The sequence below is a fragment of the Marinimicrobium sp. UBA4209 genome, assembly GCF_002381585.1.
GTDB lineage: Bacteria > Pseudomonadota > Gammaproteobacteria > Pseudomonadales > Cellvibrionaceae > Marinimicrobium > Marinimicrobium koreense.
The window spans coordinates 571-14,782 of the sequence record NZ_DFTP01000117.1 but is presented as its reverse complement, the minus strand read 5'-3'; the positions used below and the strand labels follow the sequence as shown (position 1 = coordinate 14,782).

The window sequence follows — 14,212 nt, the reverse complement described above, 5'->3', positions numbered from 1 at the left end:
CTCCTCGTTGTTAAACGATTGGCACGTAGCTGGCTTTATAGCGGCGTACTTGGTCAATTAGATCGGAGGCCGCCCCCTCTGCTTGCATGGCCTCCAGCAGCGCGCGCTGGGCCGCCTTGAACGAGGTGAAACCGCGCTCCCACCCAATTTCATGAGCTAGAAGCTCCGGGCCGAAATCCAGATCCCCCGCACTGATATCGGTAGCCAGCATTTCACCGCGAGCCACTCCGCAATCGTCCCAACCGTAGAACTTCATGAGCGGCCCTCCATACGGTCCAGGCGCTCCAGTTCCGCGATGATCAGGGCGCCGGCTTTGACCAGGCAGTCTCGACGACCCTTGGGCCGCCAATGTTCTCCGCCCCAAGGCCATTCTGGTCTTGGCATTTGGCAGACGGTAGAAGCCTCATCACCACCGGTTGCCGAAGCGGCTGCATACTCCGAGGCGGCTCTTGCCAGTTCGCCAGCGGTGTAGCTGTCGTCCCAGAGACGGCTGTAGCCTTCGGCTCTCATCTGGCGGAGACGCTCGTCGAACAGCAAACGAGAGCACCGGACCGTTGGATTTCGACGGCTTATTATCCAGGTGATAGCCAACGCGATAGCGCTACACAGGCCGAAGATTGCCAGAAACAATTCAAGCATCTTCATACTCGTCCTCCTGGCTGGGCTTGGTGTCCATCTCGTAGATGTCTACCTGGATAAGGAATGCATACTGGCAGCATGGGCAGGTGGCGGTGACCTCCAGGAGGCCTTCATCCTCTGCGGAGGTTTCGGCTTCGACTTCGGAGTCGGGGATCTCCCCGTGGCAGTTTCGGCAGCGCATCACGACGTCTCCTTTATCTCGTGGACATCGAACTCGTCGGCGGACAAGTCGGGCAGCTCGCAGTCCACCACGGTGATGCCGATTTGGGCGGAATGAGGCCATCCTTCCTCCTCGCTGAGCTTCTCCACCGCGCCATATCCGTTGTAGCCATCAACCAAAAACAAAAGCAGAGGGCCAGCCGCACGGCGCGCGACGGCCTGAATGACGTCTCCACCGGACGCCCGCAGCACATCTTTATGCAAGATCCAGAAGTTATTAATTTCTTCGCCAACTTCCGGGGTCACTTTGTCCAGGTCGATATCCAACGTGATGCTGATATCGAGTCCTGACTCCAATTTGAATCGCCTTTTCATGGTTACACCTTTGCGATATCGAGGGGTAGTTGGTCGTATTGATCAGTGCGGCCGGCCCGTTTGTAGAGGCGCAGGTAGGTGATGCTGGCCTGCACGCGGATGCTGTCGGTGATGATTTCCATCGCTTTTTGCCAGCGCTCGTCCTCGATGTCGTGACTGCGCAGGTCGAGCACTCGGCTGACGCTAATTTCGCCGGCGGCGTTTCGGCGGAAGGCTCGGTTGGCGATGACCACCAGGCCGTTGGGAACACCTGGGCGGCCGCTCCAGTCGAGCAGGCATTCATCGATCAGCTTTTTGGCGGCGAGCAGGCGCTCGTCAAAGGTCATGCTGTCGTGGTTGGCTCGCATGACGCGGTAGCGGCCGTCGAAGCTGGTGAACTGCACATTGCCCTTTTCGCCGCCGAGCTTGATGGAGTACTCCTGGGCGCTGGTTTCGATGAAGGCCTCGATCTCCGCCAGCGTGTCTTGCTTGAACTGGCGCAGGCGTTCGCTCAGTTCCTCGGCACGATCAGCGATGCGCATGACCAGGTCATCGCGCATGAGGTCGATCGTTTTAATGGTGTCTTCCGGTACCAGGCGACCGGCGGAGTCTTGCCGGTAGCCTTCGGGAATCGTTTCGGTATTCATTGCGGTTGCTCCGTTGGTTGAGAGGGTTTTGGCTCTACCCAGATGGCGACATCGCCCTTGAGGGGTGAGCCGTTTTTGATCATGTTTGCCAGCCAGTTGCGGTAGGCGTTCAGCGCATTCATGTTTGCCAGGAAGCTTGCGCCCTCCTCGAACCCGGGCACCCAGAGACCGTCCGACTTTTTGAATGCGGTGGACTGCATCATCAGCCGGACGGAACGATCGGTGCCTCGAGCAATGGGCGCAGCGGTAGGCTCAGCATCTTCAGCCGGCATCTCTCGTGTCAGCTGGATCTGGCCACAAAGGTTCTCCGGCCATTTCCAGTAGTGACACCAGGCGTACAGCATGGCTTCCGCCTCCATCGCTACCTCCACTCGCTCGGAACGACTTTGGCGCTGATTTTCTCAGCGACCCTATGAGCCATCTCAGACTGCATCGCGAGCTCACCGGCAACTTTCTGCGCATGCATTGCCTCGTCCGTCAGGGCTCGCAGTGCTGCGCTACAATCCGGCCACCGTTCTTCCTGGATAGCCTTGCGGAGCTTCGCCTGATGTAACTGCAGCATATTCTCCGCCTCCATATCACGCGGTTTGAATGCAGTTACTTGGCCCCCGCAGCGCCGCACAATTTCAGAGAGGCTCAGTGATTTACTATAGGGTGAGATTTCGGCGCCTGACATCAGTGAACCCTCCTCGGTGCGTGGATGTAGCGGCTCCAGGGGCGGATCCAGCGGACGCGGACCTGGTCTACCTTCTTTTCCATCTCGATCCATATGCCTTCGGAGTCGCGATACACGCGGCGCACTTCGCCCATCAGGCGATCGTTGGCCGGGTGGTCGCGCAGCAGGATGATGGCGCCCTTGGTGGTCAGGCTCATGCCGGCTACGACGTGGCCCATGTCCTCCAGGGCGGCCATGCCGGCTTCGGCCTCTTTGAACCGCCGCCGAAGCGGCGACGGAAATGGCTTAACGGATGCAGACATGTCACACCCCCTGAATGATTTCTCGATCAACGATGGGCGCGCCGATCTGGGCGGCCGTGTTCGCGGCAGCGGTGAGGAAATTTCCGATCGCAAGTGGGTAGAGCTGGCTATCGCCGTCCCGATTGACCAGGCGTTCGGTCAGCGCCTGCAGACCGCTATCGTCGATGACATTGGCCAGGTCGATATCGCAGCGGCCGAGGCGGTGGCCCAGGAATGAATCGAGCTCGTCCGGAGCGATCGGCAGCAGCTCCACCACCTCGCAGCGCTGCACCACTTCGCGTACCGCCAGGTTGCGTTCGCTGAGTTTCACGAGCAGCTCCGGCTGGCCGATGAGGATCACACTGACCAGCTTGGTGAAACCCACTTCCAGCTCCATAATGCGCTTCAAGTGCTTGAGCGTCGGGATGGGCAGGCTGTGGGCTTCCTCAATCACCAGGCAGTGTTTGTTGCCCGCCTGGTGGCTGTCTTTCAGCGCCTGGTGGAGCTGACGGAAACGCGCCTCCGGAGATGACTTGGGGCGCTGCAGCGGTGAAACCGTGGATAAAATGGCCTCCGCGATGTGGGTGCTCTTGAGCGTCTTGCCCTTGGAGTCGTTATCCTCGGCTGCCAGCACGTAGGGCTCGATCAGGATGATGGGCTGATGCTCCGTTTCGATGCGCTGCTCCAGGTCGCGCCGGACGGTGGACTTGCCCGCACCGCTCTCGCCGACCACGGCCAGGAAGCCACCGTGCCTGGCGGTCTGGTACATGGTCTCGCGCACGAAGCGGATGTTGGGCGACACCCACATGTCTTCGGCGTGGCTCAGATCCGCGAAAGGATCGCGGTGAATACCGAACTGCTGCTTGGCGGCTGGTGTGAAGGTTTGCTTTCGTAGTAACATAGGTTCGTCCTCCTCGGACTGTCGGTTGTCATTTGCGCAATCGGCAGGGGCCGCCTCATGGCAGTGGGGCGGCTCCATCACTTCAAAAATCTTCTCGCTTTTAATGCCCATGAACGTCTGAATGCGCTCTCGCAGTGCGGCCTGATCGACCGAGCGCGGCCACTGGCCGTGATTGATCAGCTGGGCGATAGTGGCCGGGCTGAGCTCCACGGCGCGAGCGAGATCGGCCTGAGAATGGCCACGGCTTTTCAGTTCATGCTTCAGTGCCAACATCTACTGTCTCCTATTTCACAATCCGCAGCGGCGCGGCGCCGGCGGTCAGTTTTTGCTCGATATCGGCCAGGGCTTCCCTGGGGACGCCTTCCGGGTAGTGCTGTTTTAACCAGGTAAAGTGCTGCGGGCCCTGCCATTGGTTGCCGAGCTTTTGGCTGAGCAGCTTGGCGGCCTCCACGTGTGTGAGGGGCTTTTCCTGAACGACCATGGGCGCGACGTCGGCTTCGTTGCCGCGCTTGGGGATGTAGTCCGTCATGGGCGTGTCGTGGATCGGCTTCATCGGATCCACCTTGCCGCCGAAGGGCACGTGTTTCTGCTTGCGGTTCTTCTCTGCCTGGTCGTCGGTGTCGGCTTCCATGGAAAGCCGGTTGACCGCCTTGCGCTCCTGGTCCAGGCGAGTGTCTTTGTGCGCCTGGAAGCCCGAGCCGATTTCGATATCTTCCTTGGTAAAACCAAACTCGTTGAACTGCATGGCTTCCACCACGTGGGCAACGGTGCGGCCCTCGGCATCCACCATCATCACTTGGGCGCTGTCATCGCCGCGCCATGGATTGCGGGTGACCTCCACTTTCATGCCCACCTCAATGCCGTCGATATGGCCAACGCTGTATTGATTGCCGTTGTAACGAATGGTGAGCTGCGGAGACACCTTCGGTGTTTTGACGGAGCCATACACCAGGTCAAACATCATCTGCCTGGGCGGCGCCAGGCGCAGCTGATCTTCGGTAATTGTCTGCCATACGTCATAGCGCGGACGCTTGGTACGGCTGTGAATGCGCGTTTTGTTGAAGGCGCGCATCCAGGCCCAGGCAATTTCGTTGATGCCTTCTAGCGTGTCCGGCGCCGTTTTTAGAAAGCGCAGGCGGTGCTCGAAGTCGCGCTCCACGATATCGTTAGCCTTCTCCACTTGGCCTTTTGCCCAAGGCTGCCCAGGCTTGTTGGTGTACAGTTCGATGTCCAGGGCGCGCAGCAGTGTGTCGAAATTCTTCGAGGTGTTAGCACTACCGGGGTCCATCATCAGGATCTGTGGCAGGCCGTGGAACGGGTCGTGCTTGTGTCGCTTCTGAGTGGCGTTAACAAACGCTTCAATCAGGTTGGTGGCGGACTCGGCACCCAGCACGTAGTGCACAAAGATGACCCCGCTGGCGTGGTCAGTAATGACGTAACGCCACACGCGGTCCTTCTCGATTTCCTTAAAATTCTGCGGCTTGTTTTTGTAGAAGGCGTCCTTCTCCATCACCCGTAGGCCGGACTGCTTCGGCAGGTAATACAGTACGCACAATGACGGGTCGATCTGCCAGACGTGGTTCGGGTGCTTGCTGGCCAGCCGCACTTTTGGTGACGGGCGGCTTTGCTGCTCCGGGTGCAGGCCAAACTTCATCAGGCCGCGCGTGATGGCGCTGATGCTCAGTGGTATCGCCTCGCCGGTGCTCTCGTCGATTCGCTCGGCCCGAATCACCCCATTACTACGCAGCACCTCCACCGCGTTTTCAACGCTGGCCAGGCGCTTGCCGTTGGCCCGGTTGCTGTCCTGCAGGTAGGCGCTGATATGCCGCGCCTCCTCCAGGGTGAGGGCCGTTTTGCCGGCGTCTTCGCGCCGCTTGCGTGGCTTTTTCATGGTGACCTCATTGAGTTTCCGGTGCAGCGTGGGAACGCTGAACCCCAATTCCTGAGCAGCGGACTGATAAACCGCCTGCTTCTTGCCGTGGCCCGCCGCCTCCGCTTCGCGGGCGACGGCGAGCAACCGTTCAATCAGTGCTGGACTCATAGGCGGGCCTACTCCGTGGCTTCTTGGTCGTCAAAATTCGGGTCAGCCCACACCGGATCACCATCATCCAGAGAACGCTCTATCCCGAGCTTTTCCCGCACTGACAGCAGCGCTTCGTCCATCAGGTCCAACTGGTGGCTGAGCCAACTGGTCTGATCCATGTCGAGCTCGTCGCCGTACTGAACGACCACCTCCAGGGCATGGCTGACGGTTACCCGAAGTGTGGCCTCAGCGTCATTGCAGATCTGGCTGGCTTCCGCTCGCACCTGGCTGATCACCTCGTCTGGCGCCTCCTTTTTGACGCGCTCGGCCTTGGTCTGCAGCTCGTCAATCTTGGCCCGGTTTTTCTCCATGACGCGGTCTTTCGCCTCGCGGTCCTCCCTGGCATCGCGCAGTGCCTTTTTGAGTTCCCGGACCGACATGCGATCAATATCGTCCAGGTTCATTCCGGCAACCGAGCCCCCGTCGGCTAGTTCTGACAGATCGTCGTCATCCTCTACCATCAGCTCGAACAGCTTTGTTTTCCCCAAAGTGGCGAACGCCTGCCGTTTTGAATCCAGTTTTGGTGAGCAGTATTTGATAGCAGCCTGCATGATCTGCTGAGCCGTTCTAGCGGCCATACCCAATTGGCTTTCGACGATATGGATGAACTCTCCGTGGGGTTCGTGCTCCTTGAGAATGATCAGTCGCTTACCAGCTTCGAGCATCGTTTCGGCGCTCTGGGCCATATAAAAGCGCGTCTCGTCCACCACTCGGGCGCGGTTGTAAACCAAGCCATCGCCATAGATATCCATGATTTCCTGAGAGTGCTCCGATGCCGGAGTCAGCGCCGAGCTGTGCTCCTGCTGTGCCTCAGTGCTGATGTCATCGTGCTCGATAGTGGTCGGTTGTTTAGGTTTTCTAGCCATACGTCCTCCGGTTAAATGCGCGAGCGCTCGCGCATTTGTTACAAATGAGCCCCAGCGTTCACACGCTGGTCCAGCTCCTCAATTCGGGCTTTTGCCCGGTTAATCTCGGCGGCGTGCGCCTGGGCGATTTGCAGCATGCGCACACCCAGGGCGTACCGCCCGTTCTCCAGCCGCGTGGCGACTCCTTCGGCTATCAGAGTGTTCAGGCACCGGTTGATGGTGGCTGGGCTCTCACCCAGCGCCTTGGCCAACTCTCCGTTGCTTAGGCCGCTAATGCTGTGCCCTTTCAGGGCCGCCATCACGCGGAGCACTCTGGCGCCGCTTTCGCTGACTCTTTGGGTGGTAGTACTCATTGCTTATGCCCCCTGTATTGGCGCGCAACTTCGTTGGCGATGTTCCCCTGCAGCAGGTCGTGCTGGCGGTTCCATTCGCGGTCACTGAGGGTGCTTTCCTCGGCGGGAAACAGCGCCTCATATCGTTCGATGAACTCACCGAGACGACCGGCCTGAAGGTCGATGGTCATGGTCTGGCGGGGCATCACGCGATACCTCGGGTGACGGCGGCGGATTGCAGGCGCTCTGGCTGCGGCTCCACCGGCAGCTGGGTGATGTTGATGTGCTCCACGGTGGGGGCAATGCACACGGCCAGAAGCACCTGCTTCTCGGGGTGGTCCTCCTCCGCTTCGCGCACCTGGGCGCACAGCGCCTGGCACCCGGTGCGGTAGGCGATGTGGCGGGCGGGCACGGCCCAGAGCACTTCTCCATCCAGGGTCACCTGGTGGGCGGCGTCTTGCGCCTGCTCCCGGTGGTCGGCGAGCTGTGCCTCGCGGATCAGCTCGATGACATAGAGCTGGCTGACGCCGAACTCGGCGGCGATAACGCTGATCGGGCATTGGCCGTCGCTGACCTGGTAGCGGCGCAGGATCATTCCGTCCCGGTACTCGCTGTGCATGGCTTTCACCTTTTCTTGATTGGACATGGCAGTGTCACTCCTCGGTTGTTTCGGGGTTTAGGCCACATGACGGTCCAGCGCTTTCGCCGGATCCTTCACGATGGTTCCTTTCTTGATGCCAAGCTTCACCGCAATGCGGTGCGCCTGACCTCGAATGGCTTTCTTGCGGCCGCTAAGCACCTCAAACACCAGATTTGGAGAAAACCCGTTTGAGAGGGCCCACTGGGTAATTGAGATGCCGCTTTCCTTGAGAGCTTCGCGGGCTTCCTCGCGAGTTCGGACTGGACTGGTCATGACGGCTCCTAGCTTGCTCGTGTCGTGTGCGCTAACATCAACTTAGTGTTGACTGGTGTATGTGAACTTTAATCCATAAATATGAACTATTCAAGGGGTCATATGAACTTTTCTGACTGCCTGCAGCGCCTGAAGCACGAGCTGCGGGTGAGCACCGATAAAGAGGTGGCTGAGGCGCTGGGCCTGAGCAAAACGGCATTTGCAGAGCGGAAGCGCCGTGGCGCATTCCCTATAGATAAAACGCGGGTTCTGTGCGCTCTGAAGCCGGAGTTGGACGAGGTGTTCATACTGACCGGACGGCGTCTAAGCGGTGAGGAGCGCCACCGAGTTCTTGTGGCTCTCGATATGTCCGCTGATTTAGAAGCAGAGGAAGAAGGCGAACTCCTCAACTCTCTGACAAAGGGAGTAGCTGAGGAGCCTGGCCACTATGGCGGAGAGGTGGACCAGGTCGCTAGAATCAAGGAGGCTCTCCATCGGTGCTCTGGGGAGGACTTGGATGTACTGGAGACCCTGGCAAATCGATTGGCACGTAATTCACGGAGGCAGGCATGAGAGTAGTGGGTGGATCTTTCGGCAACAAGGGATTGGCATTTTTTGGTAAGGGGGCCCGGAGTCTGATTATTGAGGCCAATCAGTCGGCGAAGTACGTAGCCCGGGACGTGATTCGGGTAGACACCAGAACTGAGAGCGACAAGAAATTCGGATGTGTCGGCTTTATTGTCGGGGTAATCATTTTGGGCGGCATCGGGATGCTACTCGCCGGCCCGATCGGGTTCATCGTTGCTTTCGTAATCTGCGTGTTTGGCTCCTACTATTCTGTCGATAAGAACCTGGTGGACGTCCATATGCTCGATGGAAGCAAGGTTACGGTGCAGTGCCGTTCCGGGCAGGTGACCAAGTTGGTTAATATGCAGAGCTCCAGCTGAGATGGGACTCGTGGATTTTGTGACATTGGCCAGGGAGGTTTCTGTGGCAGGCGCCGCCGTATCTGCAGCCATAGTTGCCTGGCTGGGTTTGAATACTTGGCGCCGGCAGCTGGTTGGTCAGGATCGGTACCAACTGGCCAAGGAATTAGTCCTATGCCTCTACCAGCTCCGTGATCAGATCGAAGCGGCACGCCGCCCAATCGTCGAGATAATGCGGGGTGAGCCAAGGCGTTTAGCAGAGGTCCAGTTCATGTTCGGAGATTTGGCAATCTACGAAATGGCTAGACGGGCGCAGCGGAGATTGCCCGAGATCAATGAAACAAAAAAGCGACTTGACTCGTTGGCGCTAGACGCTGAGGTGCTTTGGAGCGATGAACTAAAACCCCACCTGGAAGAGATCTCAAAGTTGCTCGATAACTTCTCTCTCGCAGTGGAGTACACCGTTTCCGCTCACAATCCAGAGCATGATCAGATGATTCACTCGATGATGAGTGAAATGGCTGCTGACACTGGCGCCATCGTCCTGGAGGTGGAAAAGGACAATTTCAATACTTCATTATCCGCGAGTATTAGCCGCATTAGAGCGATCGTTATGCCCCCGGTTGCACCGGCCGTCAAGCGGTGACCTGCCACCCTTCAGAGTGATCCATACCGTAAACGTGGGGATCAGGGTGATACACCAACGACGGTTGTAAGGCGACCAGTGCGCACCTATCCATAGGTTCCCCGGACGAAATACAATACCTACTTTCACGCTCCACCCCTCCGCCAGCCTAGTTCGACGTAACATCATCCCAGCCTTTGGCTCTCGATTCTTTTTGCGCGCGCAAAACGACACCGCGCCAGCCTCACGCGTAGTCTGGAATTCAAACCTGAACACAGGCATTGAACTTCAACCCGACGCGGAGGCCCCATGTATGGATTCCCTGGAGTAGAACCCACCCGACGCCCCAGGCTGCTGGGGTGGATGATTGCCACGCTGGTGGTCTTTCTTCTGATCGCCCTTCTTGCGCCGCACCAGTTGCCCGTGGTGGCCTACAAGAGCGCGATGGTCATGCTCGGCGCAGTTCTGGGCTACTGGATCGACCGGGCGCTGTTCCCCTATGCCCGACCTCACATCTTGGCGCATACCTCACCTGAGATTGACCGGAACGCGCACTGGGCCCGCTCGATGGCCATGCTGCGCCGCGCGGTGATTGTGCTGGCCTGTGTGCTTGGTCTGACGCTGGGGCTTTAACCATGGTTACCGTCAAGCGAATAGACCACAGCCGTCGCTCTCCAGCCTGGATACTGCCCGCCGTGACGACGTTGCTGGCCGTGTTTGCTCTGGCCCTGGTGCAGTGCGCACCAGCATCGGCTTCAAAGATCCCGGCCGCCGCCGAACGCCACCGCGCCACCCTGGTGCGTGCAGCGCACTGGGGCTTCGGCTTGGACGCCCCCATTTCTACGCTGGCCGCCCAGGTCCACCAGGAGAGCCGCTGGCAAACCGCTGCCAAGAGTCCCGTCGGTGCCGCAGGTCTCGCGCAGTTCATGCCCGCCACCGCCGAATGGATTCCGGACGTTGATCGCTCCCTGGCGAATCCCGACCCCTACAACCCCGGCTGGGCATTGCGAGCCATGGTGGTATACGACCGGTGGTTAATGGAGCAGGTGGATAAACGAATCCAGGCCGAGGGCCCTTGCGAGAGTTGGGCCATGGTATTGAGCGCCTACAACGGCGGACTGGCGTGGGTGTACCGCGACCGGCAGCGGGCGCTGGCTTCTGGAGCCAGTGGGCTCGCCTGGTTTGACGAGATAGAACACCACAACGCCGGGCGCAGCGCCGCCAACTTCCGCGAGAACCGCCACTACGTACGAGTGGTGCTGCTGGAGTTTGAACCGCTGTACCACCGCCGGGGTTGGGGCCCCGGGGTGTGCGTGAGGAGCCGATTCTGATGCTGCTGACAAAGGGCCGAGTGGTGTTAGCGATAGTGGCGGCCGGCGCACTGCTGGCCAGCCACTACGCCATGTATCAATGGGGCCACTCCGGCGCCGCCGGGGATGAACGCACCGCCTGCCGGGACCAGACCATTGAGCAGCTCACCGGGATGATGAGCGAGTGGGAGCAGCTCGTGCTGAAAGCCGGCGAGCAAAGCCAGGCCATTGACCGCGCCCTGAATGCCCGCCGCCTGGCCGATGAACAAACCACCGAGGAGCTACGCGATGCGCTGGCTGAGACGAACACTGACCGTGTTGATTGCCTGTTTCCTGTTGGCGTCATGCGCCAGCTCTCCGCCGCGCGGGCCCGAGCCGCCCAGGCCGCTGCCGGCGGCGTTACTGGTGCAGTGCCCGCCGCCGAGCGGGACGACTGACCGCCACCCGGACGCCGTCGCCCTGGTGCTGAAACAGGTGTACGACGAGTACGCCGTATGCGCAGGCCGCCTGTCGGACCTGATACAGAAAATCCACGAGCGCGAGGCGCAACCGCCGTGAAAGCGATCTACATCGAGAAGTGCAAAGACTCCCAGTTGTGGTACTGGGAGCTGGTCGGAGAAACCGTGCCCTACATCCGCGACATCGATGAGGGCTACTTGAGCAGGGAGCCAGCGGGGTACACCAACATAGTGCGGCGGGAGGATGGCCGCGTAATCGACGTGGGTAGTGATTGATATGAGTCTGGATGATATCGAGTTCAGTTGGGGCTTTTTGGCGTGGCTAATTACCGCCTGCTGTGCGGTGTTCGCGTGGTGGACAGCTCGCAGCAAAGCAGACGGCGCTGAGCAGATCAAGATGGAGCAGCGAGTTGCTACCTTGGAAAGCCGTATAAACGACGTCCCCAGCCAGGCAACCATCGCGAAGCTCTATGGAAAGCTGGATCGCCTTGAGGGTGAACTGGGCAGCTTCATCCGCGAGTTTCAGGGGCTAACGGCCGCCGTCAACCGAATGAACGATTATTTGCTCAACAACAAGTAGGTGCCCCATGAGTAAGAAACCCTTCGCCGACTACCTGCGTGAAGATCAGCGCCTGGTCATTCTTCGGGTTCTGGTAGACATGCCCAGCTACCGCGCCAACAGCTCCGTGCTGTACAACCTGCTAGACACCTTCGGCCACAGCCCCAGCCGGGATCAGGTGAAAGGCCACCTGCGCTGGCTGGAGGAGCAGGGCCTGGTGGACATTCAGGATGTGAGCGACCTGCTGATTGCCACGCTGACCAGCCGTGGCCAGGACGTGGCCGAAGGCCGCGTGGTGATCGATGGCGTAAAACGCCCGGGAGCGCGCTGACATGGGCCGCAAATCCACCGTGGACAAACTCCAGCCCGAGGTGCGCAGCCACATTGAAAAGCGGCTGCGGGAAAACCGCCTGACGTTGGATGAGCTGATCAACGACCTGCAGGACAAATTCCCGAGCGTGGAGCACCCAAGCCGTAGCGCCCTGGGCCGGTACCGGCAGAACTTCGACACCATGATGGAGCAGGTTCGCCAGCAAGAGCAGATGGCCCGCATCATGGTGGAAGAGCTGGGCGAAAACCCCGACGACAAAGCCGGGGCCCTTCTTGTTCAGTCCGTTACCACGCTGGCCAACCGAGTGCTGTTCGAAAGCCAGGGCGATGAAGAGCTCGACATCGAAGATGTGCGCAAACTCGCCCGCGCCGCCAAGGACATCATGCACACCCGCAAGTTGAGCCTGGAGCAGCGCCGCGAGGTGGAGCGCCTGGCCCGGGAAAAGCTCATTGCCGAGCAGGAAACCAAACTGGAAGAGCTGCGCGGCACCGATGGAATGAGCGAGCAGCTCGAAGACCGCATTCGCAACGTGTTACTGGGTAAAGCGTAATGGCCGATCGGATGGGTAAATACAAGGCCGTGGGCCCCGCTCGCAAGATCGACCTGCAGGCGGAGATGGAAGCCTACGGTGTGGTGGTGCCGGAGGATATCGCCGAGGCGGTACCGGGCGGCGATGCCGTGTTCCTGGGCTACCAGAAGCGCTGGTTTGAAGATGAGAGCCCCATAATGATCGGCCAGAAGAGCCGGCGGACGGGGCTCACCTGGGCCGAAGCCGGCCGCAACGTGATGAAGGGAGCGAAGCCACGGCGCCGTGGTGGGTGCAACACCTTCTATGTCGGCTCCAAGCAGGAAATGGCCCTGGAGTACATCGCTGCCTGCGCCCTTTTTGCTCGTGCGTTCAATGAACTGGCCGAGGCGGACGTCTACGAACAGACGTTTTGGGACGACGCCAAAAAAGAGGAAATCCTCACCTACATGATCCGCTTCCCTAAAAGCGGGCATAAAATCCAGGCGCTCAGTTCCCGCCCGAGCAACCTCCGTGGTCTGCAGGGTGATGTCGTCATCGATGAGGCGGCGTTCCATGAGGCTTTGGAAGAGCTGCTCAAAGCGGCTCTGGCGCTGACCATGTGGGGCAACAAGGTGCGGCTGATCAGCACGCACAACGGCGTAGACAACCTGTTCAACACACTGATTCAGGATGCAAAGGAAGGCCGTAAGGACTACAGCATCCACACCATTACCTTGGACGATGCCATTGCCGAAGGTCTCTACAAGCGCATCTGCTACGTGACCAACCAGGAGTGGTCCCCGGAGGCGGAGAAGAAGTGGCGCAATGATCTCTACAAGAACGCACCCAACACCGAGAGTGCCGAGGAAGAATACGGCTGCATTCCCAAGAAGTCTGGCGGCGGCTACCTCTCCCGCGTACTCATCGAGGCCGCCATGGTGGCCGATCGGTCAATCCCCATCTTCCGCTACGAGGCGCCCGAGGGCTTCGAGACCTGGACCAACCAGCAGCGCGAGGACGAGATCCAGAAGTGGTGCCTGGACAACCTGCTGCCCGAGTTGAACCGATTGCGGCCGCAGGATCGCCACTACTTCGGGGAAGACTTCGCCCGCCGGGGCGACCTGACCGTGTTTGCCCCGTTGGCAGTGATGCCGGACTTACGCAAACGCACCCCCTTTGTGGTGGAGCTGCGCAACCTCACCTACGAGCAGCAGCGCCAGGTGATGTTCTTCATCTGCGATCGCCTGCCGCGCCTGAGTGGCCTGGCGTTCGATGCCACCGGCAACGGCGGCTACCTGGCCGAGCAGGCCGCGCTGAAATTTGGTGCGGGGATGATTGAGCAGGTGATGCTGAACATTCCCTGGTACGCCGAGTGGATGCCCAAGCTCAAGGGTGAGTTCGAGAGCTTCAACATGGAGGTGCCGCGCCACCAGAACGTGCTGGATGACCTGCTGCACATCACCGTGGAGAAAGGCGTGCCCGTCATCGACAAGGGCCGCACCAAAGACAATGACAGCAGCTCCGCCAAGAACAAACGCCACGGGGACTTCGCGGTGGCCCTGGCCATGGCGAACCGGGCGAGCTGGATGAGTGGTGGCGAGATCGATTTTACCCCGGTACCCAAACACAGCCGGGGCTTTGATAACGCCGAGGATGACGACTTTA

The 14,212-nt window shown here is 59.7% G+C and carries 26 protein-coding genes; 12 read left to right on the top strand and 14 right to left on the bottom strand.

The window, feature by feature from the left end; genetic code table 11:
• Nucleotides 1-10 precede the first annotated feature (10 nt).
• The 14 genes from B3187_RS17205 to B3187_RS17140 all read right to left on the bottom strand — a co-directional run bounded on the left by B3187_RS17205 (nt 11) and on the right by B3187_RS17140 (nt 7,851).
• Entirely contained in the window at nt 11-256 is a 246-nt protein-coding gene (locus tag B3187_RS17205) for a hypothetical protein (protein WP_286807715.1), read from the bottom strand.
• Nucleotides 253-645: a hypothetical protein gene (locus B3187_RS17200; RefSeq protein ID WP_286807714.1), complete on the bottom strand. Its 393-nt coding sequence runs from the start codon at nt 643-645 to the stop codon at nt 253-255. The genes B3187_RS17205 and B3187_RS17200 overlap by 4 nt, the downstream gene beginning before the upstream one ends.
• A complete protein-coding gene (locus B3187_RS17195; RefSeq protein WP_286807713.1) occupies nt 632-823 on the bottom strand; it encodes a hypothetical protein in 192 nt (63 codons plus the stop codon). The genes B3187_RS17200 and B3187_RS17195 overlap by 14 nt, the downstream gene beginning before the upstream one ends.
• Nucleotides 820-1,173: a DUF2528 family protein gene (locus B3187_RS17190; protein ID WP_286807712.1), complete on the bottom strand. Its 354-nt coding sequence runs from the start codon at nt 1,171-1,173 to the stop codon at nt 820-822. Before B3187_RS17190 ends, B3187_RS17195 begins: the two co-directional genes overlap by 4 nt.
• Nucleotides 1,174-1,175: 2 nt before the next feature.
• Entirely contained in the window at nt 1,176-1,799 is a 624-nt protein-coding gene (locus B3187_RS17185; protein ID WP_286807711.1) for a DUF3164 family protein, read from the bottom strand.
• A complete protein-coding gene (locus B3187_RS17180) occupies nt 1,796-2,158 on the bottom strand; it encodes a hypothetical protein (protein WP_286807709.1) in 363 nt (120 codons plus the stop codon). The genes B3187_RS17185 and B3187_RS17180 overlap by 4 nt, the downstream gene beginning before the upstream one ends.
• A 316-nt stretch (nt 2,159-2,474) precedes the next feature.
• Nucleotides 2,475-2,777 carry a hypothetical protein gene (locus B3187_RS17175; RefSeq protein WP_286807707.1) on the bottom strand — a complete coding sequence of 101 codons (303 nt, stop codon included), beginning with the start codon at nt 2,775-2,777 and terminating at the stop codon, nt 2,475-2,477.
• A gap of 1 nt (nt 2,778) precedes the next feature.
• Nucleotides 2,779-3,930: an AAA family ATPase gene (locus B3187_RS17170; protein ID WP_286807705.1), complete on the bottom strand. Its 1,152-nt coding sequence runs from the start codon at nt 3,928-3,930 to the stop codon at nt 2,779-2,781.
• A gap of 10 nt (nt 3,931-3,940) precedes the next feature.
• Entirely contained in the window at nt 3,941-5,698 is a 1,758-nt protein-coding gene (locus B3187_RS17165) for a DDE-type integrase/transposase/recombinase (protein WP_286807704.1), read from the bottom strand.
• Nucleotides 5,699-5,706: 8 nt separating this feature from the next.
• On the bottom strand, nt 5,707-6,606 hold the full coding sequence (locus tag B3187_RS17160; RefSeq protein WP_286807703.1) for a DUF3102 domain-containing protein: 900 nt from the start codon (nt 6,604-6,606) through the stop codon (nt 5,707-5,709).
• 38 nt (nt 6,607-6,644) lie between these two features.
• The gene (locus B3187_RS17155) at nt 6,645-6,959 is read right to left on the bottom strand and encodes a helix-turn-helix domain-containing protein (RefSeq protein ID WP_286807701.1); all 315 of its coding nucleotides are present in this window, start codon (nt 6,957-6,959) and stop codon (nt 6,645-6,647) included.
• The gene (locus tag B3187_RS17150; protein WP_286807700.1) at nt 6,956-7,144 is read right to left on the bottom strand and encodes a hypothetical protein; all 189 of its coding nucleotides are present in this window, start codon (nt 7,142-7,144) and stop codon (nt 6,956-6,958) included. The genes B3187_RS17155 and B3187_RS17150 overlap by 4 nt, the downstream gene beginning before the upstream one ends.
• The gene (locus B3187_RS17145; protein ID WP_286807699.1) at nt 7,144-7,584 is read right to left on the bottom strand and encodes a hypothetical protein; all 441 of its coding nucleotides are present in this window, start codon (nt 7,582-7,584) and stop codon (nt 7,144-7,146) included. The genes B3187_RS17150 and B3187_RS17145 overlap by 1 nt, the downstream gene beginning before the upstream one ends.
• 30 nt (nt 7,585-7,614) lie before the next feature.
• Nucleotides 7,615-7,851, bottom strand: a complete 237-nt coding sequence (locus B3187_RS17140) for a DNA-binding protein (RefSeq protein WP_286807698.1) — start codon at nt 7,849-7,851, stop codon at nt 7,615-7,617.
• A gap of 102 nt (nt 7,852-7,953) precedes the next feature.
• On the opposite strand from B3187_RS17140, the gene B3187_RS17135 reads away from it, so the two are divergent.
• The 12 genes from B3187_RS17135 to B3187_RS17085 all read left to right on the top strand — a co-directional run.
• A complete protein-coding gene (locus B3187_RS17135) occupies nt 7,954-8,403 on the top strand; it encodes a helix-turn-helix domain-containing protein (protein WP_286807696.1) in 450 nt (149 codons plus the stop codon).
• Nucleotides 8,400-8,777, top strand: coding sequence for a hypothetical protein (locus B3187_RS17130; RefSeq protein WP_286807695.1), 378 nt, complete (start codon nt 8,400-8,402; stop codon nt 8,775-8,777). Before B3187_RS17135 ends, B3187_RS17130 begins: the two co-directional genes overlap by 4 nt.
• A gap of 43 nt (nt 8,778-8,820) precedes the next feature.
• Nucleotides 8,821-9,402 carry a hypothetical protein gene (locus B3187_RS17125; RefSeq protein WP_286807694.1) on the top strand — a complete coding sequence of 194 codons (582 nt, stop codon included), beginning with the start codon at nt 8,821-8,823 and terminating at the stop codon, nt 9,400-9,402.
• Between the two features lie 342 nt (nt 9,403-9,744).
• Nucleotides 9,745-10,014, top strand: coding sequence for a putative holin (locus B3187_RS17120; RefSeq protein ID WP_286807693.1), 270 nt, complete (start codon nt 9,745-9,747; stop codon nt 10,012-10,014).
• 62 nt (nt 10,015-10,076) lie between these two features.
• Nucleotides 10,077-10,712, top strand: a complete 636-nt coding sequence (locus B3187_RS17115) for a transglycosylase SLT domain-containing protein (protein ID WP_286807691.1) — start codon at nt 10,077-10,079, stop codon at nt 10,710-10,712.
• A complete protein-coding gene (locus tag B3187_RS17110; RefSeq protein ID WP_286807690.1) occupies nt 10,712-11,128 on the top strand; it encodes a hypothetical protein in 417 nt (138 codons plus the stop codon). The genes B3187_RS17115 and B3187_RS17110 overlap by 1 nt, the downstream gene beginning before the upstream one ends.
• Entirely contained in the window at nt 11,028-11,249 is a 222-nt protein-coding gene (locus B3187_RS17640) for a hypothetical protein (RefSeq protein ID WP_422655511.1), read from the top strand. Before B3187_RS17110 ends, B3187_RS17640 begins: the two co-directional genes overlap by 101 nt.
• Entirely contained in the window at nt 11,246-11,425 is a 180-nt protein-coding gene (locus tag B3187_RS17105) for a hypothetical protein (RefSeq protein ID WP_286807689.1), read from the top strand. The genes B3187_RS17640 and B3187_RS17105 overlap by 4 nt, the downstream gene beginning before the upstream one ends.
• Nucleotide 11,426: 1 nt before the next feature.
• Nucleotides 11,427-11,729, top strand: coding sequence for a DUF2730 family protein (locus tag B3187_RS17100; RefSeq protein WP_286807688.1), 303 nt, complete (start codon nt 11,427-11,429; stop codon nt 11,727-11,729).
• A gap of 7 nt (nt 11,730-11,736) precedes the next feature.
• A complete protein-coding gene (locus tag B3187_RS17095; protein WP_286807687.1) occupies nt 11,737-12,039 on the top strand; it encodes an ArsR family transcriptional regulator in 303 nt (100 codons plus the stop codon).
• A gap of 1 nt (nt 12,040) precedes the next feature.
• A complete protein-coding gene (locus B3187_RS17090; RefSeq protein WP_286807686.1) occupies nt 12,041-12,589 on the top strand; it encodes a phage protein Gp27 family protein in 549 nt (182 codons plus the stop codon).
• Nucleotides 12,589-14,212 (top strand): hypothetical protein (locus B3187_RS17085; RefSeq protein WP_286807685.1); only part of this gene is annotated, 1,624 nt, incomplete at its 3' end. The genes B3187_RS17090 and B3187_RS17085, both read left to right, overlap by 1 nt.

What these genes read in the sequence shown, in the direction of transcription:
- B3187_RS17190 (WP_286807712.1), bottom strand. Translation starts at nt 1,173, where the DNA reads ATGAAAAGGCGATTCAAATTGGAGTCAGGACTCGATATCAGCATCACG.
- B3187_RS17120 (WP_286807693.1), top strand. Translation starts at nt 9,745, where the DNA reads ATGATTGCCACGCTGGTGGTCTTTCTTCTGATCGCCCTTCTTGCGCCG.
- B3187_RS17145 (WP_286807699.1), bottom strand. Translation starts at nt 7,584, where the DNA reads ATGTCCAATCAAGAAAAGGTGAAAGCCATGCACAGCGAGTACCGGGAC.
- B3187_RS17090 (WP_286807686.1), top strand. Translation starts at nt 12,041, where the DNA reads ATGGGCCGCAAATCCACCGTGGACAAACTCCAGCCCGAGGTGCGCAGC.
- B3187_RS17175 (WP_286807707.1), bottom strand. Translation starts at nt 2,777, where the DNA reads ATGTCTGCATCCGTTAAGCCATTTCCGTCGCCGCTTCGGCGGCGGTTC.
- B3187_RS17140 (WP_286807698.1), bottom strand. Translation starts at nt 7,851, where the DNA reads ATGACCAGTCCAGTCCGAACTCGCGAGGAAGCCCGCGAAGCTCTCAAG.
- B3187_RS17165 (WP_286807704.1), bottom strand. Translation starts at nt 5,698, where the DNA reads ATGAGTCCAGCACTGATTGAACGGTTGCTCGCCGTCGCCCGCGAAGCG.
- B3187_RS17155 (WP_286807701.1), bottom strand. Translation starts at nt 6,959, where the DNA reads ATGAGTACTACCACCCAAAGAGTCAGCGAAAGCGGCGCCAGAGTGCTC.
- B3187_RS17200 (WP_286807714.1), bottom strand. Translation starts at nt 645, where the DNA reads ATGAAGATGCTTGAATTGTTTCTGGCAATCTTCGGCCTGTGTAGCGCT.
- B3187_RS17160 (WP_286807703.1), bottom strand. Translation starts at nt 6,606, where the DNA reads ATGGCTAGAAAACCTAAACAACCGACCACTATCGAGCACGATGACATC.
- B3187_RS17100 (WP_286807688.1), top strand. Translation starts at nt 11,427, where the DNA reads ATGAGTCTGGATGATATCGAGTTCAGTTGGGGCTTTTTGGCGTGGCTA.
- B3187_RS17130 (WP_286807695.1), top strand. Translation starts at nt 8,400, where the DNA reads ATGAGAGTAGTGGGTGGATCTTTCGGCAACAAGGGATTGGCATTTTTT.
- B3187_RS17180 (WP_286807709.1), bottom strand. Translation starts at nt 2,158, where the DNA reads ATGGAGGCGGAAGCCATGCTGTACGCCTGGTGTCACTACTGGAAATGG.
- B3187_RS17135 (WP_286807696.1), top strand. Translation starts at nt 7,954, where the DNA reads ATGAACTTTTCTGACTGCCTGCAGCGCCTGAAGCACGAGCTGCGGGTG.
- B3187_RS17150 (WP_286807700.1), bottom strand. Translation starts at nt 7,144, where the DNA reads ATGCCCCGCCAGACCATGACCATCGACCTTCAGGCCGGTCGTCTCGGT.
- B3187_RS17185 (WP_286807711.1), bottom strand. Translation starts at nt 1,799, where the DNA reads ATGAATACCGAAACGATTCCCGAAGGCTACCGGCAAGACTCCGCCGGT.
- B3187_RS17205 (WP_286807715.1), bottom strand. Translation starts at nt 256, where the DNA reads ATGAAGTTCTACGGTTGGGACGATTGCGGAGTGGCTCGCGGTGAAATG.
- B3187_RS17110 (WP_286807690.1), top strand. Translation starts at nt 10,712, where the DNA reads ATGCTGCTGACAAAGGGCCGAGTGGTGTTAGCGATAGTGGCGGCCGGC.
- B3187_RS17170 (WP_286807705.1), bottom strand. Translation starts at nt 3,930, where the DNA reads ATGTTGGCACTGAAGCATGAACTGAAAAGCCGTGGCCATTCTCAGGCC.
- B3187_RS17095 (WP_286807687.1), top strand. Translation starts at nt 11,737, where the DNA reads ATGAGTAAGAAACCCTTCGCCGACTACCTGCGTGAAGATCAGCGCCTG.